Consider the following 16,253-nt stretch of genomic DNA (forward strand, 5'->3'; position numbering starts at 1 on the left):
TCAGGCGTCGAACGCGGTGTCGCGCGCGACCTTTTCCCAACGGGTGATCTCGGCCCTGATCTGGTCGAGGTGCCCGCTCACCGCGTCGACGGAATCCGCGCCGAGCGGCAGGCGCAGCGGGGTTTCGCCGGCGTCGAGCGCGGTCAGGATCGCGGCGGCGGCCTTGGCGGGATCGCCCGCCTGCGTGCCGTCGGCGTCGACGACCATGCGGCGCGTGGGGCCGACCGACTCGGCGTAGTCCTCGATTTCGGTGCTGCGGCTCGTGCTGCCCCACAGCCCGGTGCGGAACGCGCCGGGTTCCACGATCAGCACCTTGATCCCGAGCCGGTTCACCTCGTCGGCGAGCCCCTCGGAAAGCCCTTCCAGCGCGAACTTCGTGGCGCTGTAAGCCGAAAAGCCCGCGAACGACAGCTGCCCGCCCATGCTGCTGATCTGCACGATCGCGCCGGACCGCCTGCCGCGCATGTGCGGCAGCGCGGCGCGGACGAGCGCGGCGGGACCGAACACGTGCACGTCGAACAGCGACCGCAGCTCCTCGTCGGTGGTTTCCTCGAAGGCGCCGACGTGGCTGCGGCCCGCGTTGTTCACCAGCACGTCGATCCGGCCGTGCCTGGCGACGAGATCGTCGACCGTGGCCTTGACCGCCGCGAGGTCGGTGACGTCGAGCGGCACCGCTTCGACCTGATCCGGGTGCGCGGCGACGACGTCCGCGAGCGTTTCCGTGCGCCGCGCCGCCGCGACGACCACATCGCCCGCGCCGACCGCGGCCTCGGTGATCGCGCGCCCGAAACCGCTGTTCGCCCCGGTGACCAGCCAAACCCTGTTCATCCGCGTTCCCCTTTCGCCGAGGAGAACTCTGCTGGCAAACCGCTCGCGCGTCCAAGACCCGTCGTGATAACCCTTGGTTATGGACGTGCACGGTCGCGATCTCCGGTACTTCGTCGCGATCGCCGAAGAGCTGCATTTCACGCGCGCGGCCGAACGGCTGTACGTCTCACAACCGGCGCTGAGCAAGCAGATCCGCGCGCTCGAAGGCCAGCTCGGCGCGCCGCTGTTCGACCGCGACCGCCGCGAGGTCCGGTTGACGCCGGTGGGGGAAGCGCTGCTGCCGCACGCGCGGCGCGTGCTCGCGGAATGGGCGGCCGCGGACGACGCCGTCCGGCTGGCGAAGGCCGCGCAGCGCGGGACGCTGGTGGTCGGGATGAGCACGAGCCCCGGCCGCGGCGGCATGCTCCCGGCGATCCGGTCGCGGTTCACCGCCGAGTACCCGGAGGCCGCGCTCACGCTGCGGCAGATCGGGTGGCACGACTCGACGGCGGGTCTCGCGGACGGGTCCAGCGATGTCGCCTTCGTGTGGCTGCCGGTGCCCGGCGCCGAGCGGTACGACCACGTGGTGGTCGCCGAAGAACCGCGGCTGGTGGCCATGTCGAGCGCGCATCCGCTGGCCGATCGCGCCGAAGTGGACTTCGAAGACCTGCTCGGCGAACCGTTCCTCGCCCTGCCCGAAAGCGCGGGCCCGCTGCGCGACTACTGGCTGGCCCCGGAAGCGCGCGGTGGCAGGGCGCCCGTCATCGGCGGGGAGATCAGCACACCCGACGAGACGTACGAGGCGCTTGTGGACGGTCGCGGGGTCTGCCTCATCGCGACCGGGAACGCGCCGCTGCTGACCCGAGGCGACGTCGTCACGATCCCGGTGCGGGGCGTGTCGCCGAGCAGGCTGGCGCTGGCGTGGCGGAAGGACGACACCCGCCCGCTGGTCCACGCCTACGCCCGCGCCACCCGCCTGGCGACCTCGCCCCGCTGACGACATTTAGCCCGCTAAATGCAGGCCAGGGACCCCGGGCCCCGCTCGCCCGCTGACGACGTTTAGCCCGCTAAACGCACCCGGCGACCCAGGCCTGCTCGCCCGCCTACCTCTCCGAGTGCCGCGAGGTCCGGACCGAAGGTCCGGCCACTCCCAACCCGACCACCACGGCGATCCGGCGCGCCCCGCGCGCCGGGAGCGTGCAGTCGGTCGCAGGGCCCCTGGGCCCTCTAAATTTGCGATGGCAGGGCGCCAACGCTGCCAAGGTGCGGCTCACCTCGAGAGCCGCGCCCTGGCAGCGCAAATTTTGACGACCGATAAAACTACCGGTGCGAGCGGTTCACCGCGGAGACGACCGCGCGCAGAGAAGCCGTGACGATCGACGGGTCGACGCCGACGCCCCAGAACACCCGGTCCGAGATGGCGCATTCGATGTACGAAGCCGCGCGCGCGTCGTCGCCGGGGGTGAGGGTGTGCTCGCTGTAGTCCAGCAGCCGCAGGTCGTACCCGACGGTCGACAGCGCGTCGAAGAACGACGCGATCGGGCCGTTGCCGCGCCCGGTGATCTCGTGCTCGTCGCCGTCCACCACCACGGTCGCGGCGATCTCGTACTCGCCACCGCCGTTGTCCGTGACGTGCTGGCGCACCAGTTCCAGCGGCACCTTCGGCTCGAGGTACTCGGCCGAGAACGCGTTCCACATCGTGGTGGGGTCGACCTCGCCGCCCTGCGAATCGGTGTGGCGCTGCACGACCTTCGAGAACTCGATCTGCAGGCGGCGCGGCAGGTCGAGCTGGTGCTCCGCCTTCATGATGTACGCGACGCCGCCCTTGCCGGACTGCGAGTTGACCCTGATCACGGCCTCGTAGCTGCGGCCGACGTCCTTCGGGTCGATCGGCAGGTACGGGACCTCCCACGGGTGTTCGTCGACCGGTACGCCCGCGCGTTCGGCCTGCACCTTCAACGCGTCCAGGCCCTTGTTGATCGCGTCCTGGTGGCTGCCGGAGAACGCGGTGAACACCAGGTCGCCGCCCCACGGGCTGCGCTCGGGCACCGGCAGCTGGTTGCAGTACTCGACGGTGCGCTTGATCTCGTCCATGTCGGAGAAGTCGATCTGCGGGTCGATGCCCTGGCTGAACAGGTTCATGCCCAGCGCGACCAGGTCGACGTTGCCGGTGCGCTCACCGTTGCCGAACAGGCAGCCCTCGATCCGGTCGGCGCCCGCCTGGTAGCCCAGCTCGGCGGCGGCGACCCCGGTGCCGCGGTCGTTGTGCGGGTGCAGCGACAGGATCACCCCGTCGCGGCGCTCCAGGTTCTTGTTCATCCACTCGATGGAGTCGGCGTAGACGTTCGGCGTCGCCATTTCCACGGTCGCGGGCAGGTTCAGGATCACCGGCCGTTCCGGCGTCGGCTGCCAGATCTCGGTGACCGCGTTGCACACTTCGGCCGCGTACGACAGCTCGGTACCGGTGTAGGACTCCGGCGAGTACTGGAAGCGGAAGTCGGTGTCGGAGTACTTGCTCGCGTACTCGACCACGAGATCCGCGGCCTGCGTCGCGATCTTCTTGATGCCTTCGCGCTCTTCGCGGAACACCACGCGGCGCTGCAGCGCGGACGTCGAGTTGTAGATGTGCACGATCGCGCGGGGCGCGCCCTCCAGCGACTGGAACGTGCGCTCGATCAGCTCGGGGCGGCACTGGGTCAGCACCTGAATTCGGACGTCGTCCGGGATCGCGCCCTCTTCGATGATCTCGCGCACGAAGTCGAAGTCCGTCTGGGACGCGGCCGGGAACCCGACCTCGATCTCCTTGTACCCCATCCGCACCAGCAGTTCGAAGAACTTGCGCTTGCGGGCGGGCGACATCGGGTCGATCAGGGCCTGGTTACCGTCGCGCAGGTCGACCGCGCACCACAGCGGCGCGGTGTCGATGCGCTTCGACGGCCAGGTGCGCTCGGGCAGGTCGATGTCCTCGACCAGTTCGAACCACGGGCGGTAGCGGTGGACCGGCATCGACGTCCCGCGCTGCGGGTTCCACACCGGCTGGCCTGCCGGTGCGGGACGCGACGGCTTGCGGATGCGGCTCGATTGGGTGGGCTCTGGCGTGCTCATGCTGGGGATCTCCTGCTGGGGTGGCGCTGGGCGTGACCGGCGGCATCACGAAGCCCCGCGACGAGGAGCCGGTCTTTCAGGCCCCGTCGCGGCAGCGAAGCAGGAGAAGAGCGCGTGCCACGGGCCCACCATAACCATGCCCGGCCGCGGTTGGGAAGCCGGTGCGAGTTCGAACTGTTATCCGTCCTGCTCCGATCACGTTACTGGCACGTAGCAATCGCCGCAGTGACGTGCCAGACTGCCCGGCATGGGTTTGCACGACGAACGGCCCGCCAAGTCCGACGAGGCCGAAACGACCGTGGTGTCCGGTTCGGCGCACGCCGAGCCGGAGCGTGAAGAGCGCCCCAAGCGCGACGTCGACTGGACGAAGGTCCGTGGCCAGATCACCGGCTTCCTCGCCGGGCTGGTGCGCTGGGTCGGACTGATCTTCGCCGCGATCCTGGTGCTGCACGTGATCTTCACGATCGCCGGGGCCAACAAGGACAACGGCATCGTCTCGTTCATCAAGGAGTGGGCGGAGCCGCTCACGATCGGGTTCAAGGACCTGTTCAAGAACGACGACGTGAAACTGAACGTGCTGATCAACTACGGCGTCGCGGCCATCTTCTGGCTCGTGGTCTCGGCGATCCTCGCGAAGATCATCCGCCGGATCGGCGGCTCGTCCGTCTAGAACAGCGGGCTGCCCCACTCGCCCGCGTACGCGAACTCGCCGAGCGGGATGCGCTGCCTCGGCGCCTTCTCCCTGGCGACGCCGCGTTCGTCGCCGAGCACCTCGGGGTCGCCGGGGTGCCCGACAGCGATCGCCACGCGTGCGCGCACGTCCGACGGCAGGGCGAATTCGCGCGCCACCGCGTCCGCGTCGAACCCGGCCATCTGGTGCGCGACGAGCCCTTCGGTGACTGCCTGGAGCACGAGGTTCTGCGACGCGAGCGCGAGCCCGTACTCGGCGTAAGGGACTTCACCCTTCTCGTTCGCCGTGACCATCACGCCGATCAGCAGCGCGCCCGCGCGGTGCGCCCAGCTCTGGTTCCGCTCCGTGAGGGTGGCCAGGATCCGGTCGAACGTGCCGTCTCCGCGCAGCCCGGCGAGGTACCTGGCCGGCTGGGTGTTCCCGAACGACGGCGCCCAGCGCGCGGCTTCGAGCAGCGCGCGGAGCTGAGGTGCGCTGACCTCGCCGGTTTCGTCCAGCGCACGGGGGCTCCAGCGTTCGGCGATGACGGTTTCGAGCGGCGCGCTCGTCTCGGCTGGCTTTCGCATGCCCATCACGGTAGCCAGCTCACCGTGCCCTATGTCACGCGACCGAAAGTGCTCCCCGTATTTCCCTGAGGTTACGGAAAATTTGCGCGCTAATACCTCTTAACGGGTGGCGGGGCCCACACGGAAGAGTGGCGCCGGGGCATGTCCCCGGTAGGCTTTCGGCCAAATCAGGGACGCGGGGGCTCCTCGGTGCCCACCGAGGAGCAGACCCGGCCCGGAGGAGGTTCGGGCGTGGCCCTCGTGGTCCAGAAGTACGGCGGTTCGTCGCTGGAGAGCGCTGATCGGATCAAGCGCGTCGCGGAGCGGATCGTCGCTACCAAGAAGGCCGGGAACGACGTCGTGGTGGTGTGCTCCGCGATGGGCGACACCACCGATGAGCTGCTCGATCTCGCCGAGCAGGTGAACCCGGTGCCGCCGGAGCGCGAGATGGACATGCTGCTCACCGCCGGCGAGCGCATCTCGAACGCGTTGGTGGCCATGGCGATCTCCGCGCACGGCGCGGAAGCCTGGTCGTTCACCGGTTCGCAGGCGGGTGTGGTCACCACCTCGGTGCACGGCAACGCGCGCATCATCGACGTTTCACCGAGCCGTGTCACCGAAGCGCTTGAGCAGGGGTACATCGCGCTGGTGGCCGGTTTCCAGGGCGTTTCGCAGGACACCAAGGACATCACCACGCTCGGCCGCGGCGGGTCGGACACCACCGCGGTCGCGCTCGCCGCCGCGCTGAACGCGGACGTCTGCGAGATCTATTCCGATGTGGACGGTGTGTACACCGCGGACCCGCGCATCGTGTCCAACGCGAAGAAGCTCGACACCATCCCGTACGAGGAGATGCTCGAACTCGCCGCGAGCGGGTCGAAGATCCTGCACCTCCGCTCGGTGGAATACGCCCGTCGTTACGGTGTACCGATCCGGGTCCGTTCGTCCTACAGCGACAAGCCGGGTACCACCGTCGCCGGTTCGATTGAGGAGATCCCCGTGGAACAAGCGCTCATCACCGGGGTGGCGCACGACCGCTCCGAAGCCAAGATCACGGTGACCGGGGTACCGGACCACACCGGTGCCGCGGCCCGCATCTTCCGCGTCGTCGCCGACGCGGAAATCGATATCGACATGGTGCTGCAGAACATTTCCAGCACCTCCTCCGGGCGTACCGACATCACGTTCACGCTGTCGAAGGCGAACGGGCCGCAGGCCGTTTCCGAGCTGGAGAAGATCAAGGCCGACATCGGTTTCGAATCGGTGCTCTACGACGACCACGTCGGCAAGGTTTCGCTAGTCGGCGCGGGAATGCGCTCGCACCCCGGCGTCACCGCGGGATTCTGCGAGGCGCTCGCCACCGCGGGCGTGAACATCGAAATCATCAACACCTCCGAGATCCGGATCTCGGTGCTCATCAGGGACGCGCAGCTCGACGACGCGGTGCGCGCGATCCACGAGGCGTTCGAACTCGGCGGCGACGAAGAAGCCGTGGTCTACGCGGGGAGTGGTCGGTAGAAATGGCACCCACACTGGCTCTGGTCGGCGCGACCGGCGCGGTCGGCACCGTGATGATCGACATCATCAACGGCAAGAAATCCGTGCCGTGGGGCGAAATCCGGCTTATCGCGTCGGCTCGTTCCGCAGGCAAGAAGATCACCGTGCGCGGTGAGGAACTGACCGTTGTCGCGCTTTCCCCGGAGGCTTTCGACGGCGTCGACGTCGCGATGTTCGACGTGCCGGACGAGATCTCCGCGGAATGGGCGCCGGTCGCCGCCGCGCGCGGTGCCGTCGCGGTGGACAACTCCGGCGCGTTCCGGATGGACGACGAGGTGCCGCTCGTCGTCCCCGAGGTCAACGCGGATCAGGTCGGCACGCGGCCGAAGGGCATCATCGCCAACCCGAACTGCACCACGCTGTCCATGATGGCGGCGCTCGGCGCGCTGCACCGCGAGTTCGAGCTGACCGAACTCGTCGTCGCCTCGTACCAGGCGGTTTCCGGTGCGGGCAAGGAAGGCGTCGACCGGCTCTACGCCGAGCTGAACGCCGTCGCGGGCAAACCGCTCGGGGTGCGGGCCGGTGACGTGCGCGCGGAACTGGAGTCCGCGGGCCTGCCGATCGCGGACTCGCCGTTCCCGGCGCCGCTCGCGTTCAACGTGGTGCCCTCGGCCGGGTCCTACAAGGGCGACGGCTGGTACTCCGAGGAACTGAAGGTCCGCAACGAGTCCCGCAAGATCCTCGGCATTCCCGGCCTGAAGGTGTCCGCGACCTGCGTGCGCGTCCCTGTGGTGACCACGCACTCCCTCGCCGTGCACGCGACCTTCGCGCGCGAGGTGACCGTCGAGGCGGCGCACAAGGTGTTCGGCGCGCAGCCGTCGGTCGTGCTGGTAGACGACCCGGAGCGCAACGTGTTCCCGACGCCGGCGGACGTGGTCGGCGCCGACCCGACCTACGTGGGCCGGATCCGGCAGGCGCTGGACTTCCCGAACACGCTGGACTTCTTCGTGTGCGGGGACAACCTGCGCAAGGGCGCGGCGCTGAACACCTACGAGATCGCCGAAAAGCTGGCGCCCGAGTTCGCTTAGGACCGGGTGGCGGTGAGGAAGCCGACGCCGGACGCCTCGTCCACGGGGCGTCCGTAGGCGTCGGCCAGCTCCTCACGGTCGTGGACGGTGACCGCCCATCCTCGTGCGGACAGCCACTCCGGGCCGTCCCCGCCGAAGCCGCCCTTCCACAACCCGGTGACGTGCTTGCCCGCGTGATGCGCGCGGGCGAGCGCTGCCAGCCCGGTGCCGTCGGGATCGGGCCGGTGCTCGAACGAGATCCGGCTCCCCGGTGCCGACAGTCCGGTGACCGTCGTCAACAGCGCTGCGGCTTCGTCGCGAGTGAGGTAGATCAGCAACCCCTCGGCGAGCCACGCCGTCGGTGCCGCCGGGTCGAAACCCGCGTCCCCGAGCGCGCTCGCCCAGTCCTCGCGGAGATCGGCTGGGACTTCGACCCGCTCGCACCGCGGTTCCGCGCGTTGCTCGGTGAGCACGCTTCCCTTGAACCCCAGCACTTCCGGAAAGTCCACTTCGAACAGTCGCGTGCCGTCCGGCCAAGCCAGCCGGAACGCGCGCGCGTCAAGCCCCGCGGCGAGGAGCACCACCTGCGTGCAGCCGGAGCCGAGGAGGTAGTCGTCGTAGAAGCGGGTGCGGATGACCACCTGGGTGGCGAAGAGCTGCCCGAACGCCTGCCGCTGCGCCGTCGGCGGGCCCGCGGCCGCGACGCGCGCACGGCCCGCTTCGAACAGGGCGGCCGAATACGGGTCGTCGAACAGCTTGTCCTGGCGGAGCTGTTCCTGCGCGCGCAGTCCCGCCACGCCGACGGCGGTCCGGCCGACGGGTGGCAGCGAAGTCTCGGTCATGCGCCCAACGTAGGGATTTCCCGCGCCCGCTTCAACGTGGGCGCTGGTCGAGGTCGGCACCGGCGTGCTTCAACCGGTCGCGCAGGCCCGCGGTGCGTGGTTCGTCGGCCACCGCGTCGTCGATGAGCGCGTCGAGACCGTCGGCGTGCGGCGGGTCGACGGTGAAGGTCGCGGGCCCGGTCCAGGACAGGTTCCAGCGCGCCGCCCCGGCGTCCGCCAGCGCCACGTTGACCACAGTGGACAGTCCTTTTCGGACGTCGTCGCGAACGAACTCGCGGCGGGCCAGGGGACCCGCGCTCGCGCTGGGCTCGGCGGTGGTCGTGGACAGCTCCGCGAGATGGCCCGCTTCGAGCGCGTCGAGGTAGGTGCGCACCGTGCCTTCGCCCCCGATGACCTTCGCTGCCGCGTCGAGCGATTCGAGCACGCCGGGCACGGTTTCCGCGCGACAGCCGAGGTTGACCACGGTCGCCCAGTCGGCGCGTTCCTTCGTTGCGGCCTCGGGGACAAGGCCGGTGAGGAGCGCGGCGTCGAGCGTGGCGGCGTGCTCGCGGAGCAGTGCGGTGGCGGGCCTGGTGCCGTGCTCGATCACGGGCGGCAGGCCGAGCCGTTCCACCGCGGCCACCCTGGCGGCGAGTGGCGGATGCGTGTCGTAGCGCGAAGAAACCGCGGGCGGGTTTTCGCGGATTTCCTCCAGCATGTCCTGGTTTTCGGTGCGCAGCGCGGTGTAGCCGCCGAAAACGTCCGACGGCAGATAACCCGATTGCCAGCCCAGCACGGCGTAGCTGGACAGGAAGTGGTCCCACGACGCGTCGATCGCGGCGACCTCGCGCAGCGCGCTCGCCGCGGCCGCGGATCCGGCGGCGCGGGCGCTCGCCTCGTCCGCGGCGCGCTCCTGCCTGCGGCACACCGCGTTGGACACCAGGAAGTACAGCTTCGCGTAGTGGCGGAACACGAACTTCAGCAAGCGCTGGAACAGTTTCCCACTGTCCAAAGAGGAAATGGTCGCGGTGATCGAGCGCCTTCCCCGGTAGGTGATCCCGCTGAGCCTGGTGTCGCGGTTGCCGTAGTGGCCGAGTTCGTGGGTCAGGACCGCGGCGAGCTGGTCCTCGCGCAGCCCGGCCAGCAGCGGCGCGCCGATGAACAGCCGACGGCTTTTCGACCGCAGCCCGAACAGCGTGGTCTCTTCGTTGACCGCCGCTTCGACTCCGGAAACGAGGTAGATCTCGTCCGGTGGCCGCGTTCCCGCGACGTCCGCGAGCCCGCCGACGAACGCCCACAGCTCCGGCTGAGCCGCCTCGGTGAGCTTGAGCCCGTCAGGCGCGTTCTCCGGCGGCTTCGCCAGCGTGCCAAGGCCTTTGAGCAGGACGATCGACGCGGGCACCGCGAAGAAACCGATCTTGATCGCGGTGACGTAGGCGTGGCTCGCCGCCTCGATTTCGAGCACGACGAGACCGGCGATGATCGCGAGCACGAGCACCGGGAACCCGGCGAGCAGCGCGACCGCGGTCAGGGCGCGAACGGGCAGACGCATGACGAACGAAGTTCCTCCCCAGAAAGCGTTCCCCGACGCCGGGAAGAGTGTGCCACGTCCGGCGGTGATCCGAAATCGTGTTGTCCGGACCGCGACCTTTGCCGGATGCTTCCGGGGAACGCCGAACCACTGGAGAGAAGGAAGCCATGTACACGGCAGTAGCAGGCGCCCGCGTGCCGATCCGGATGTGGGCGGACCCGCAGTCGGTCGAAGAGGCCGCCATGCGGCAACTGCGCAACGTCGCCAACCTGCCGTGGGTGCACGGCGTCGCGGTGATGCCGGACGTCCACTACGGCAAGGGCGCGACGGTCGGCAGCGTGATCGCGATGCGCGATGCCGTTTCGCCCGCCGCGGTCGGCGTCGACATCGGCTGCGGGATGAGCGCGGTCCGCACGTCGCTGACCGCGAAGGACCTCCCCGACGATCTCGGCGCGCTGCGCGGCAGGATCGAGGCCGCGGTCCCGGTCGGGTTCGGGCTGCACAAGAACCCGGTCAACACCGCGGTCGTGCACGGCGTCGGCGGCTGGGCCGAGTTTTGGGGCGCCTTCGGCGATCTGCACCCCGGCGTGCAGGACCTCCGCAAGCGCGCGCACCTGCAGGTCGGCAGCCTCGGCGGCGGGAACCACTTCATCGAGGTGTGCCTGGAGCAGGGCGGCGCCGACGAGGGCCGCGTGTGGCTGATGCTGCACTCCGGCTCGCGCAACATCGGCAAGGAGCTGGCGGAGCGGCACATCGGTGTCGCGCGGAAGCTGCCGCACAACGCGGACCTGCCGGATCGGGACCTCGCGGTGTTCGTCGCGGGCACGCCGGAAATGGCGGCGTACCGCAGGGACCTGTTCTGGGCGCAGGACTACGCGGCCCGCAACCGCGCCACCATGGTCGCGCTGGTGAAGCGGGCGCTCGCCGAAACCGTGCCCGGCGTCCGCTTCGACGACGCGATCAGCTGCCACCATAATTATGTCGCCGAAGAGACCTACGACGGCGTGGACGTGCTGGTGACGCGCAAGGGCGCGATCCGCGCGGGCAACGGGGACCTCGGCATCATCCCGGGCAGCATGGGCACCGGCTCGTACATCGTGCGCGGACTCGGCAACGAAAGCGCGTTCCACTCCGCGTCGCACGGCGCGGGCCGCCGGATGTCGCGGACGAAGGCGAAGAAGATGTTCACCTCGGTGGATCTCGCGGCGCAGACCGAAGGCGTCGAATGCCGCAAGGACGCCGGTGTGGTGGACGAGATCCCGGCCGCGTACAAGGACATCCGCACCGTGATCGAAGCGCAGACGGATCTGGTCGAGGTGGTCGCGCACCTCAAGCAGGTCGTCTGCGTGAAGGGCTGAATGCCGGGCCCCGTTTTCGACGGGCCCGGCACCGGTTCAGGCCGCGGAAACCCAGCCGTAGATGTCCGCGGGACGTCCCGCCGCTTCCGCGTGCTGAGGGTCGAACGGGCCGTGCTTGCTCACCTCGTCACCGGAATTCCCTTCCACCGTGGTGATCTTCCCGCCGGAGGCGGCCACGACGATTCCAGTGTGCACACTTGTGTCCACACTGGACGGTCCGGTGCCGTACAGGACGATGTCACCGGTGTGCATCCCCGTGTCGGTCGCGTGCGCGCGGCCTTTCTGCTTTCCCCAGGTGTAGATGTCGCCGGTGAAACCGTAGTTGGGGATGTCGATCCCGGCCTTGCGCCAGGCCCAGGTGGCGAAGTGCGCGCACCAGGATTCGCACGGCCCGTACGGGGTGCAGTTGCTGCCGGGCGGGTTCTCGCCCGTGCCGATTTCACCGTTGGCGAGCTTCGCGATGTCGTCGCGCACGCTCGCCGGTTGTGCGATGGCTCCTGGTGTCGCGACGGCGACGCTGGCGGCGGACAGCGCGCCGATCACGAGTGTCCTGGCGAGTTTCATCGGTCTCCTTCTGCCGTGGTTCGGCCGTGCGGCACGGCCGCGTCCCCAGGAGCGGTTATATGTTGCACATTAACCATATGTTTGAGCAATAGGTGAATCTGCGTCTACCGGTACGATCGCCGCATGAAACTGGGGTACCTCGCCGCCGGACTGGCCTGCTGCCTGCTCTTCGCGGGGTGCTCGGAGGTCGATTCCGCGGTGGACAAGGTCAGCGGCACCACCGACAAGGTGAGCGCCTGCGCGGAGGCGATCGGGCTCGCCGACCTGAACCCCGACCCGGAAAAGCTGAAGGCGCGCGCCGAGGACAAGGTGCACCGGCTCCGCGAGCTGGGCACCAACGTGCAGGACAGCGACGTCAAGAAGGCCCTGTTCACGATGGCCGACGGCTACGTGGAAGTGCAGAAGGAGCACATCGAAGACCTCGGGGTGCTGGGAAAATGGGTCCAGCGCAACCTGCAACGCCTGGACCAGCTACGAAAAGTCTGCCTCTGACGGAAGCCCCGCAGTGCTGGTGCGTGCGGGATGTCGTGGTTCCGGGGCGTGCGGGGCGGGGCAAAGTCCCTGATGGCCACTTGGGCGGCACTGAGTGCCCCAAACGCGGCCTTCGCGACGGGATCCCTGCGGGAGGCGCCACGGCGGTATGCCGTGAAGCCACCATGACGGCACTGAGTGCCCGAAACTCGACCCCCGCAACGACATCTCGGACGGAAGACGCGGCCCTTAATTCCCCGAAGATCCTCTGCCGGGAGTGTCAACCCGCGATGGAGCACTTCGCGGTGAGGTTCGAATCTGCCCCTAATAAGAGTGCATCCCCCGCCCGATCCCTGGGGGGCGTCCCCAGCCCAGTCTACCGGCTCCTGGAGGGGAATCGGCCGGGAAGATCGAGTTGTCCACAGGGGCGGGCCGGTGTGGACAACTCAGCCGAGTGCTTCCAGGAAGTGCGCGACCAACGGGTTCCGGTCGTCGTGGCGCCACGCGGCGGCGACGGTCGTGCTCGCCGAGCGCGGCCGCACCGGGCGGAAAGCGACACCGGACAATCGGATGCGGCGAATGCCCGCCGGTGCCAGCGAAACGCCGAGGCCCGCTTCGACGAGTGCGCAGACCGTCTGCCATTCCACCGCGCGCTGCGCGATCCGCGGCGTGAAACCGGCGGTTTCGCACAGGCCGACGATCCGGTCGTGCAAGCCCGGACCATCCGCGCGCGGCAACAGCACGAACGGGTCGTCCGCCAGATCGGCGATGTCGACCACGCGCCGCGCCGCGAGCGGATGCCGCGACGGCAACACCGCCACGAACCCTTCCACCGCCACGGTCCGGAACGACAGCGGCGGACCGTCCTCCGGCGGTTCTCGCACCAAACCGACGTCGATGCGGCCTTCGGCCAGTGCCGCGAGTTGAGGCGAAGTCGTCATCTCGCGCATCTCCAACGCCACGCCCGGAAACCGCGTGCGAAAGGCATGCAGCAGACCGGGCACCACGGTGAGCGCGAGCGACGCGGCGAACCCGATCCGGATCCGCCCCGCATTGCCGCTTCCGACGGCGCGCGCGGCCGCGAGCCCCTCCGCGAGATCGTCGAGCACCCTCACCGCGACGGGGAGCAGTTCCGCGCCTGCCGCGGTGAGCGCGACCGGCGCCCTGTCGAACAGCGCGTGCCCCACCCGCTCTTCCAGCCTGCGGATCTGCTGACTCAACGGCGGCTGCGCGATCCCGAGCCGGTTCGCGGCACGCCCGAAGTGGAGTTCTTCGGCGACCACGACGAACGCGCGCAGCTGAGCCAAGGGCAAGTCCATACCGTCAGAGATATCAAAATGCCGCAGAAGAAGTATTGGACGTATCAAAAGCGGGAACCTACCGTCGCACCGTGACCGAACGACGCGCGATCCTCAGCGGATCGACCTTCGAAGAGCAGATCGGGTACGCCAGGGCCGTCGTCGACGGCGACTGGGTCCACGTGTCCGGTACGACCGGCTTCGACTACTCGACGATGACCATTTCCGACGACGTCGTGGCGCAGGCGGAACAGTGCCTGGAGAACATCGAATCGGCGCTCACCGAAGCGGGCAGCACGTTCGCCGACGTCGTCCGCGTGCGCTACCTGTTCCCGGACCGCGACGACTTCGAGCCCTGCTGGCCGGTGCTGCGCGGCCGGTTCGGCCCGGTCCGCCCCGCCGCGACGATGCTCGTGTGCGGCCTCGCCGATCCCCGGATGAAGATCGAGATCGAGGTGTACGCGCGACGGCGCTAGCGGACCGCCTGCGGTGCGCGGGACCGGACGCGGATCAGCACCGTCGCGGCCGCGGCGAACGCGAACCCGCCGATCCCGGCGGCGGCGAAACCCCACGCCGACGACGAGTGGTCGAGCACGAACCCGATCACCGGATTTCCCAGCGCCAGGCCGAACTTCTGCGCCGCGTCCTGCAACCCCATCGCTTCACCGCGCACCTCGGCTGGCGCCAGCTTGCTGACGCTTTCGCTCGTCGCCGCGATCGTCGGCGCGCAGGCCAGGTTCGCGGGCACCAGCGCCAGCGAGAGCAGCCACCACGGGTGCACCAGCAGCGCCACCGGGATCATCAGCCCGGCGAGCAGCAGCATCAGGGTGAGCTGGCTCAGCGAGCGCCGTGCGGCCCCGTGGATGAGCCCGCCGATGAGTGAGGCCGCGCAGATCACCGCGTACGCCAACCCGGTCCAGGCGACCGAATCCGTTTCCCGCAGCGCCGCGACCAGTGCCAGCTCCATCCCGGCGAGCACGAACACCGCGGCTGCCGCGACCAGCAGCGTGCCCGCCAGCGGGGCGCCGAGCCAGCTCCGCAGCGGCGGGCGCGCGTGCCCGTGCGCGACTTCGTCCTCGTGCCGGATCGGCGGGTTCCACAGGTAGAGGAGCGAGCCGACCACGGCGAAGCAGCAGCCGATCGTGGTGAGCGCGACCGTGCTGGAGAACTGGGTGCTCAGCACGATCGCCCCGGCGGGGCCGAGCATGAACGACGCCTCGACGGCGACCGTGTCGAGGGAGAACGCGGCGCGCCGCCGATCGGGCGGCACGAGCGCGGTGAGGATCTGGCGTCCGATGGAACTCGCCGGTACCGCGAGCATTCCGGCGGGCAACGCGACCACGAGCAGCACCGCGTACGGCAGGTGCGGGGCGCTGACCCAGTACGCCGTCGAGGCGATGGTGCACAGCGCGACCACCGGGCGCAGGCCGTACCGGTCGATGAGGCGGCCCACCGCGGGCGCGCCGAGCGCGCTGCCGATCGTGGTCGCGGTGCCCACCAGCCCTGCCGCCCCGTACCCGCGGCCGAGCGTGCTCACGATGTGCAGCGTCAGCGAGAGACCCATCGCCGTACCGGGAAGCCTGGCGAAGAACAGCAGCACCAACGAGAAGCGCACGTCCGGGATGGCGAGAACGCGGCGGTACGACACACCACGATGAGAGCGGAACTTGGTACGCGCGTGCAACTTCTTTTGCGCCGCCGGGACCGAAGACACAACCGCGCGAAAGAATGCGGCATATGGACGACTTCGCGAAGCGACCCGGATCCGCGCTCGTCACCGGGGGAAGCGGCGGACTCGGCGCCGAGATCGTGCGCATGCTCGCCGCCCGCGGTGCGCGGGTGGCCTTCACCTACCTGCGCAACGCCGACGGCGCGGCGAAGCTGGCCGACGAGGTGCCGGGAACCACGGCGCACCAGCTCGACCTCGCCGACGAGGAGCGGACCGCGGCCGTGCTCGCCGAGGTCGGCGCCCTGCACACGGTCGTCTACGCGTCCGGGCCGCACGTGCCCATGGTCCACCTGAGCCGGGTCGAACCGAGCGCGTTTCGCGGGCAGATCGTCGCCGACGCCGCCGGGTTCTTCACCCTGGTCCGCCACGCACTGCCCACCCTGCGCGAGAGCAAGGGGTCGCTGGTCGCGGTCACGACGGCCGCGAACCGGCGCTTCCCGGTCCGCGACGGGCTGTCCGCGGCGCCGAAGGCCGCGGTGGAAGCCGTGGTGCGCGGGATCGCGGCGGAGGAGGGCCGGTTCGGCGTGCGCGCGAACAGCGTCGGCCCCGGCATGATCAACGACGGCACGGCGATCCGGCTGATCGAATCCGGCGACCTTTCCAAGGAGGCGCTGGAGATCACCCGCCGCAACATCCCGCTCCGCCGCTTCGGGCGCGCCGCCGACATCGCCGAAGCGGTGTGCTTCCTCGCCTCCGACCGCGCCGGGTTCATCACCGGCCAGTCGCTCGACGTCGATGGCGGCTACGGAGTCTGACACCCGACCGGGGG

Annotated in this window: 16 protein-coding genes; 8 read left to right on the forward strand and 8 right to left on the reverse strand. The window is 69.5% G+C overall.

The window, feature by feature from the left end; translation table 11 throughout:
* Window positions 1–828: an oxidoreductase gene (locus tag HUW46_RS24020; RefSeq protein ID WP_215549415.1), complete on the reverse strand. Its 828-nt coding sequence runs from the start codon at window positions 826–828 to the stop codon at window positions 1–3.
* Window positions 829–907: 79 nt separating this feature from the next.
* On the opposite strand from HUW46_RS24020, the gene HUW46_RS48435 reads away from it, so the two are divergent.
* Window positions 908–1,804 (forward strand): LysR family transcriptional regulator, encoded by an 897-nt coding sequence (locus tag HUW46_RS48435; RefSeq protein WP_215549416.1) that lies wholly within the window; start codon window positions 908–910, stop codon window positions 1,802–1,804.
* Window positions 1,805–2,127: 323 nt separating this feature from the next.
* Here HUW46_RS48435 and leuA read toward each other — a convergent pair whose 3' ends face one another.
* Complete coding sequence (leuA, locus tag HUW46_RS24030; protein ID WP_215549417.1) at window positions 2,128–3,912, reverse strand: 2-isopropylmalate synthase; 1,785 nt, start codon at window positions 3,910–3,912, stop codon at window positions 2,128–2,130.
* Between the two features lie 247 nt (window positions 3,913–4,159).
* Here leuA and HUW46_RS24035 point away from each other — a divergent pair, with 247 nt between their 5' ends.
* Window positions 4,160–4,582 (forward strand): hypothetical protein, encoded by a 423-nt coding sequence (locus HUW46_RS24035; RefSeq protein WP_254126498.1) that lies wholly within the window; start codon window positions 4,160–4,162, stop codon window positions 4,580–4,582.
* Here the strand turns inward: HUW46_RS24035 and HUW46_RS24040 are convergent.
* A complete protein-coding gene (locus HUW46_RS24040) occupies window positions 4,579–5,169 on the reverse strand; it encodes a nitroreductase family protein (RefSeq protein ID WP_215549418.1) in 591 nt (196 codons plus the stop codon). The two genes, HUW46_RS24035 and HUW46_RS24040, sit on opposite strands and share 4 nt — an antisense overlap.
* Window positions 5,170–5,400: 231 nt before the next feature.
* Here HUW46_RS24040 and HUW46_RS24045 point away from each other — a divergent pair, with 231 nt between their 5' ends.
* Window positions 5,401–6,666, forward strand: a complete 1,266-nt coding sequence (locus tag HUW46_RS24045) for an aspartate kinase (protein ID WP_215549419.1) — start codon at window positions 5,401–5,403, stop codon at window positions 6,664–6,666.
* A gap of 2 nt (window positions 6,667–6,668) precedes the next feature.
* Window positions 6,669–7,733 (forward strand): aspartate-semialdehyde dehydrogenase, encoded by a 1,065-nt coding sequence (locus HUW46_RS24050; protein WP_215549420.1) that lies wholly within the window; start codon window positions 6,669–6,671, stop codon window positions 7,731–7,733.
* Here the strand turns inward: HUW46_RS24050 and HUW46_RS24055 are convergent.
* Both HUW46_RS24055 and HUW46_RS24060 read right to left on the reverse strand, forming a co-directional pair.
* Window positions 7,730–8,554, reverse strand: coding sequence for an SAM-dependent methyltransferase (locus tag HUW46_RS24055; protein WP_215549421.1), 825 nt, complete (start codon window positions 8,552–8,554; stop codon window positions 7,730–7,732). The genes HUW46_RS24050 and HUW46_RS24055 overlap by 4 nt on opposite strands.
* A gap of 31 nt (window positions 8,555–8,585) precedes the next feature.
* Window positions 8,586–10,085: a M48 family metalloprotease gene (locus HUW46_RS24060; RefSeq protein WP_215549422.1), complete on the reverse strand. Its 1,500-nt coding sequence runs from the start codon at window positions 10,083–10,085 to the stop codon at window positions 8,586–8,588.
* A 146-nt stretch (window positions 10,086–10,231) separates the two neighbouring features.
* On the opposite strand from HUW46_RS24060, the gene HUW46_RS24065 reads away from it, so the two are divergent.
* Window positions 10,232–11,422: an RtcB family protein gene (locus HUW46_RS24065; RefSeq protein WP_215549423.1), complete on the forward strand. Its 1,191-nt coding sequence runs from the start codon at window positions 10,232–10,234 to the stop codon at window positions 11,420–11,422.
* 36 nt (window positions 11,423–11,458) lie between these two features.
* Here HUW46_RS24065 and HUW46_RS24070 read toward each other — a convergent pair whose 3' ends face one another.
* Window positions 11,459–11,986, reverse strand: a complete 528-nt coding sequence (locus tag HUW46_RS24070; protein ID WP_215549424.1) for a CHAP domain-containing protein — start codon at window positions 11,984–11,986, stop codon at window positions 11,459–11,461.
* Between the two features lie 123 nt (window positions 11,987–12,109).
* Here HUW46_RS24070 and HUW46_RS24075 point away from each other — a divergent pair, with 123 nt between their 5' ends.
* Entirely contained in the window at window positions 12,110–12,478 is a 369-nt protein-coding gene (locus HUW46_RS24075) for a hypothetical protein (RefSeq protein ID WP_215549425.1), read from the forward strand.
* A gap of 425 nt (window positions 12,479–12,903) precedes the next feature.
* Here the strand turns inward: HUW46_RS24075 and HUW46_RS24080 are convergent, their stop codons facing one another.
* On the reverse strand, window positions 12,904–13,776 hold the full coding sequence (locus HUW46_RS24080; RefSeq protein WP_254126500.1) for a LysR family transcriptional regulator: 873 nt from the start codon (window positions 13,774–13,776) through the stop codon (window positions 12,904–12,906).
* 71 nt (window positions 13,777–13,847) lie between these two features.
* Between HUW46_RS24080 and HUW46_RS24085 the strand changes: the two genes are divergently transcribed.
* Window positions 13,848–14,231: a RidA family protein gene (locus HUW46_RS24085; protein WP_215549426.1), complete on the forward strand. Its 384-nt coding sequence runs from the start codon at window positions 13,848–13,850 to the stop codon at window positions 14,229–14,231.
* Here HUW46_RS24085 and HUW46_RS24090 read toward each other — a convergent pair.
* Window positions 14,228–15,403: an MFS transporter gene (locus HUW46_RS24090; protein WP_254126502.1), complete on the reverse strand. Its 1,176-nt coding sequence runs from the start codon at window positions 15,401–15,403 to the stop codon at window positions 14,228–14,230. The genes HUW46_RS24085 and HUW46_RS24090 overlap by 4 nt on opposite strands.
* Window positions 15,404–15,492: 89 nt before the next feature.
* Between HUW46_RS24090 and HUW46_RS24095 the strand changes: the two genes are divergently transcribed.
* Window positions 15,493–16,239: an SDR family NAD(P)-dependent oxidoreductase gene (locus HUW46_RS24095; protein WP_254126504.1), complete on the forward strand. Its 747-nt coding sequence runs from the start codon at window positions 15,493–15,495 to the stop codon at window positions 16,237–16,239.
* Window positions 16,240–16,253 lie beyond the last annotated feature (14 nt).

This window comes from Amycolatopsis sp. CA-230715, assembly GCF_018736145.1.
Lineage (GTDB): Bacteria > Actinomycetota > Actinomycetes > Mycobacteriales > Pseudonocardiaceae > Amycolatopsis.

Excerpts from the sequence above, each read along its gene's own strand:
- HUW46_RS24020 (WP_215549415.1), bottom strand. The coding sequence starts at position 828 with ATGAACAGGGTTTGGCTGGTCACCGGGGCGAACAGCGGTTTCGGGCGC.
- HUW46_RS48435 (WP_215549416.1), top strand. The coding sequence starts at position 908 with ATGGACGTGCACGGTCGCGATCTCCGGTACTTCGTCGCGATCGCCGAA.
- leuA (WP_215549417.1), bottom strand. The coding sequence starts at position 3,912 with ATGAGCACGCCAGAGCCCACCCAATCGAGCCGCATCCGCAAGCCGTCG.
- HUW46_RS24035 (WP_254126498.1), top strand. The coding sequence starts at position 4,160 with ATGGGTTTGCACGACGAACGGCCCGCCAAGTCCGACGAGGCCGAAACG.
- HUW46_RS24040 (WP_215549418.1), bottom strand. The coding sequence starts at position 5,169 with ATGCGAAAGCCAGCCGAGACGAGCGCGCCGCTCGAAACCGTCATCGCC.
- HUW46_RS24050 (WP_215549420.1), top strand. The coding sequence starts at position 6,669 with ATGGCACCCACACTGGCTCTGGTCGGCGCGACCGGCGCGGTCGGCACC.
- HUW46_RS24055 (WP_215549421.1), bottom strand. The coding sequence starts at position 8,554 with ATGACCGAGACTTCGCTGCCACCCGTCGGCCGGACCGCCGTCGGCGTG.
- HUW46_RS24060 (WP_215549422.1), bottom strand. The coding sequence starts at position 10,085 with ATGCGTCTGCCCGTTCGCGCCCTGACCGCGGTCGCGCTGCTCGCCGGG.
- HUW46_RS24065 (WP_215549423.1), top strand. The coding sequence starts at position 10,232 with ATGTACACGGCAGTAGCAGGCGCCCGCGTGCCGATCCGGATGTGGGCG.
- HUW46_RS24070 (WP_215549424.1), bottom strand. The coding sequence starts at position 11,986 with ATGAAACTCGCCAGGACACTCGTGATCGGCGCGCTGTCCGCCGCCAGC.
- HUW46_RS24075 (WP_215549425.1), top strand. The coding sequence starts at position 12,110 with ATGAAACTGGGGTACCTCGCCGCCGGACTGGCCTGCTGCCTGCTCTTC.
- HUW46_RS24080 (WP_254126500.1), bottom strand. The coding sequence starts at position 13,776 with ATGGACTTGCCCTTGGCTCAGCTGCGCGCGTTCGTCGTGGTCGCCGAA.
- HUW46_RS24095 (WP_254126504.1), top strand. The coding sequence starts at position 15,493 with ATGGACGACTTCGCGAAGCGACCCGGATCCGCGCTCGTCACCGGGGGA.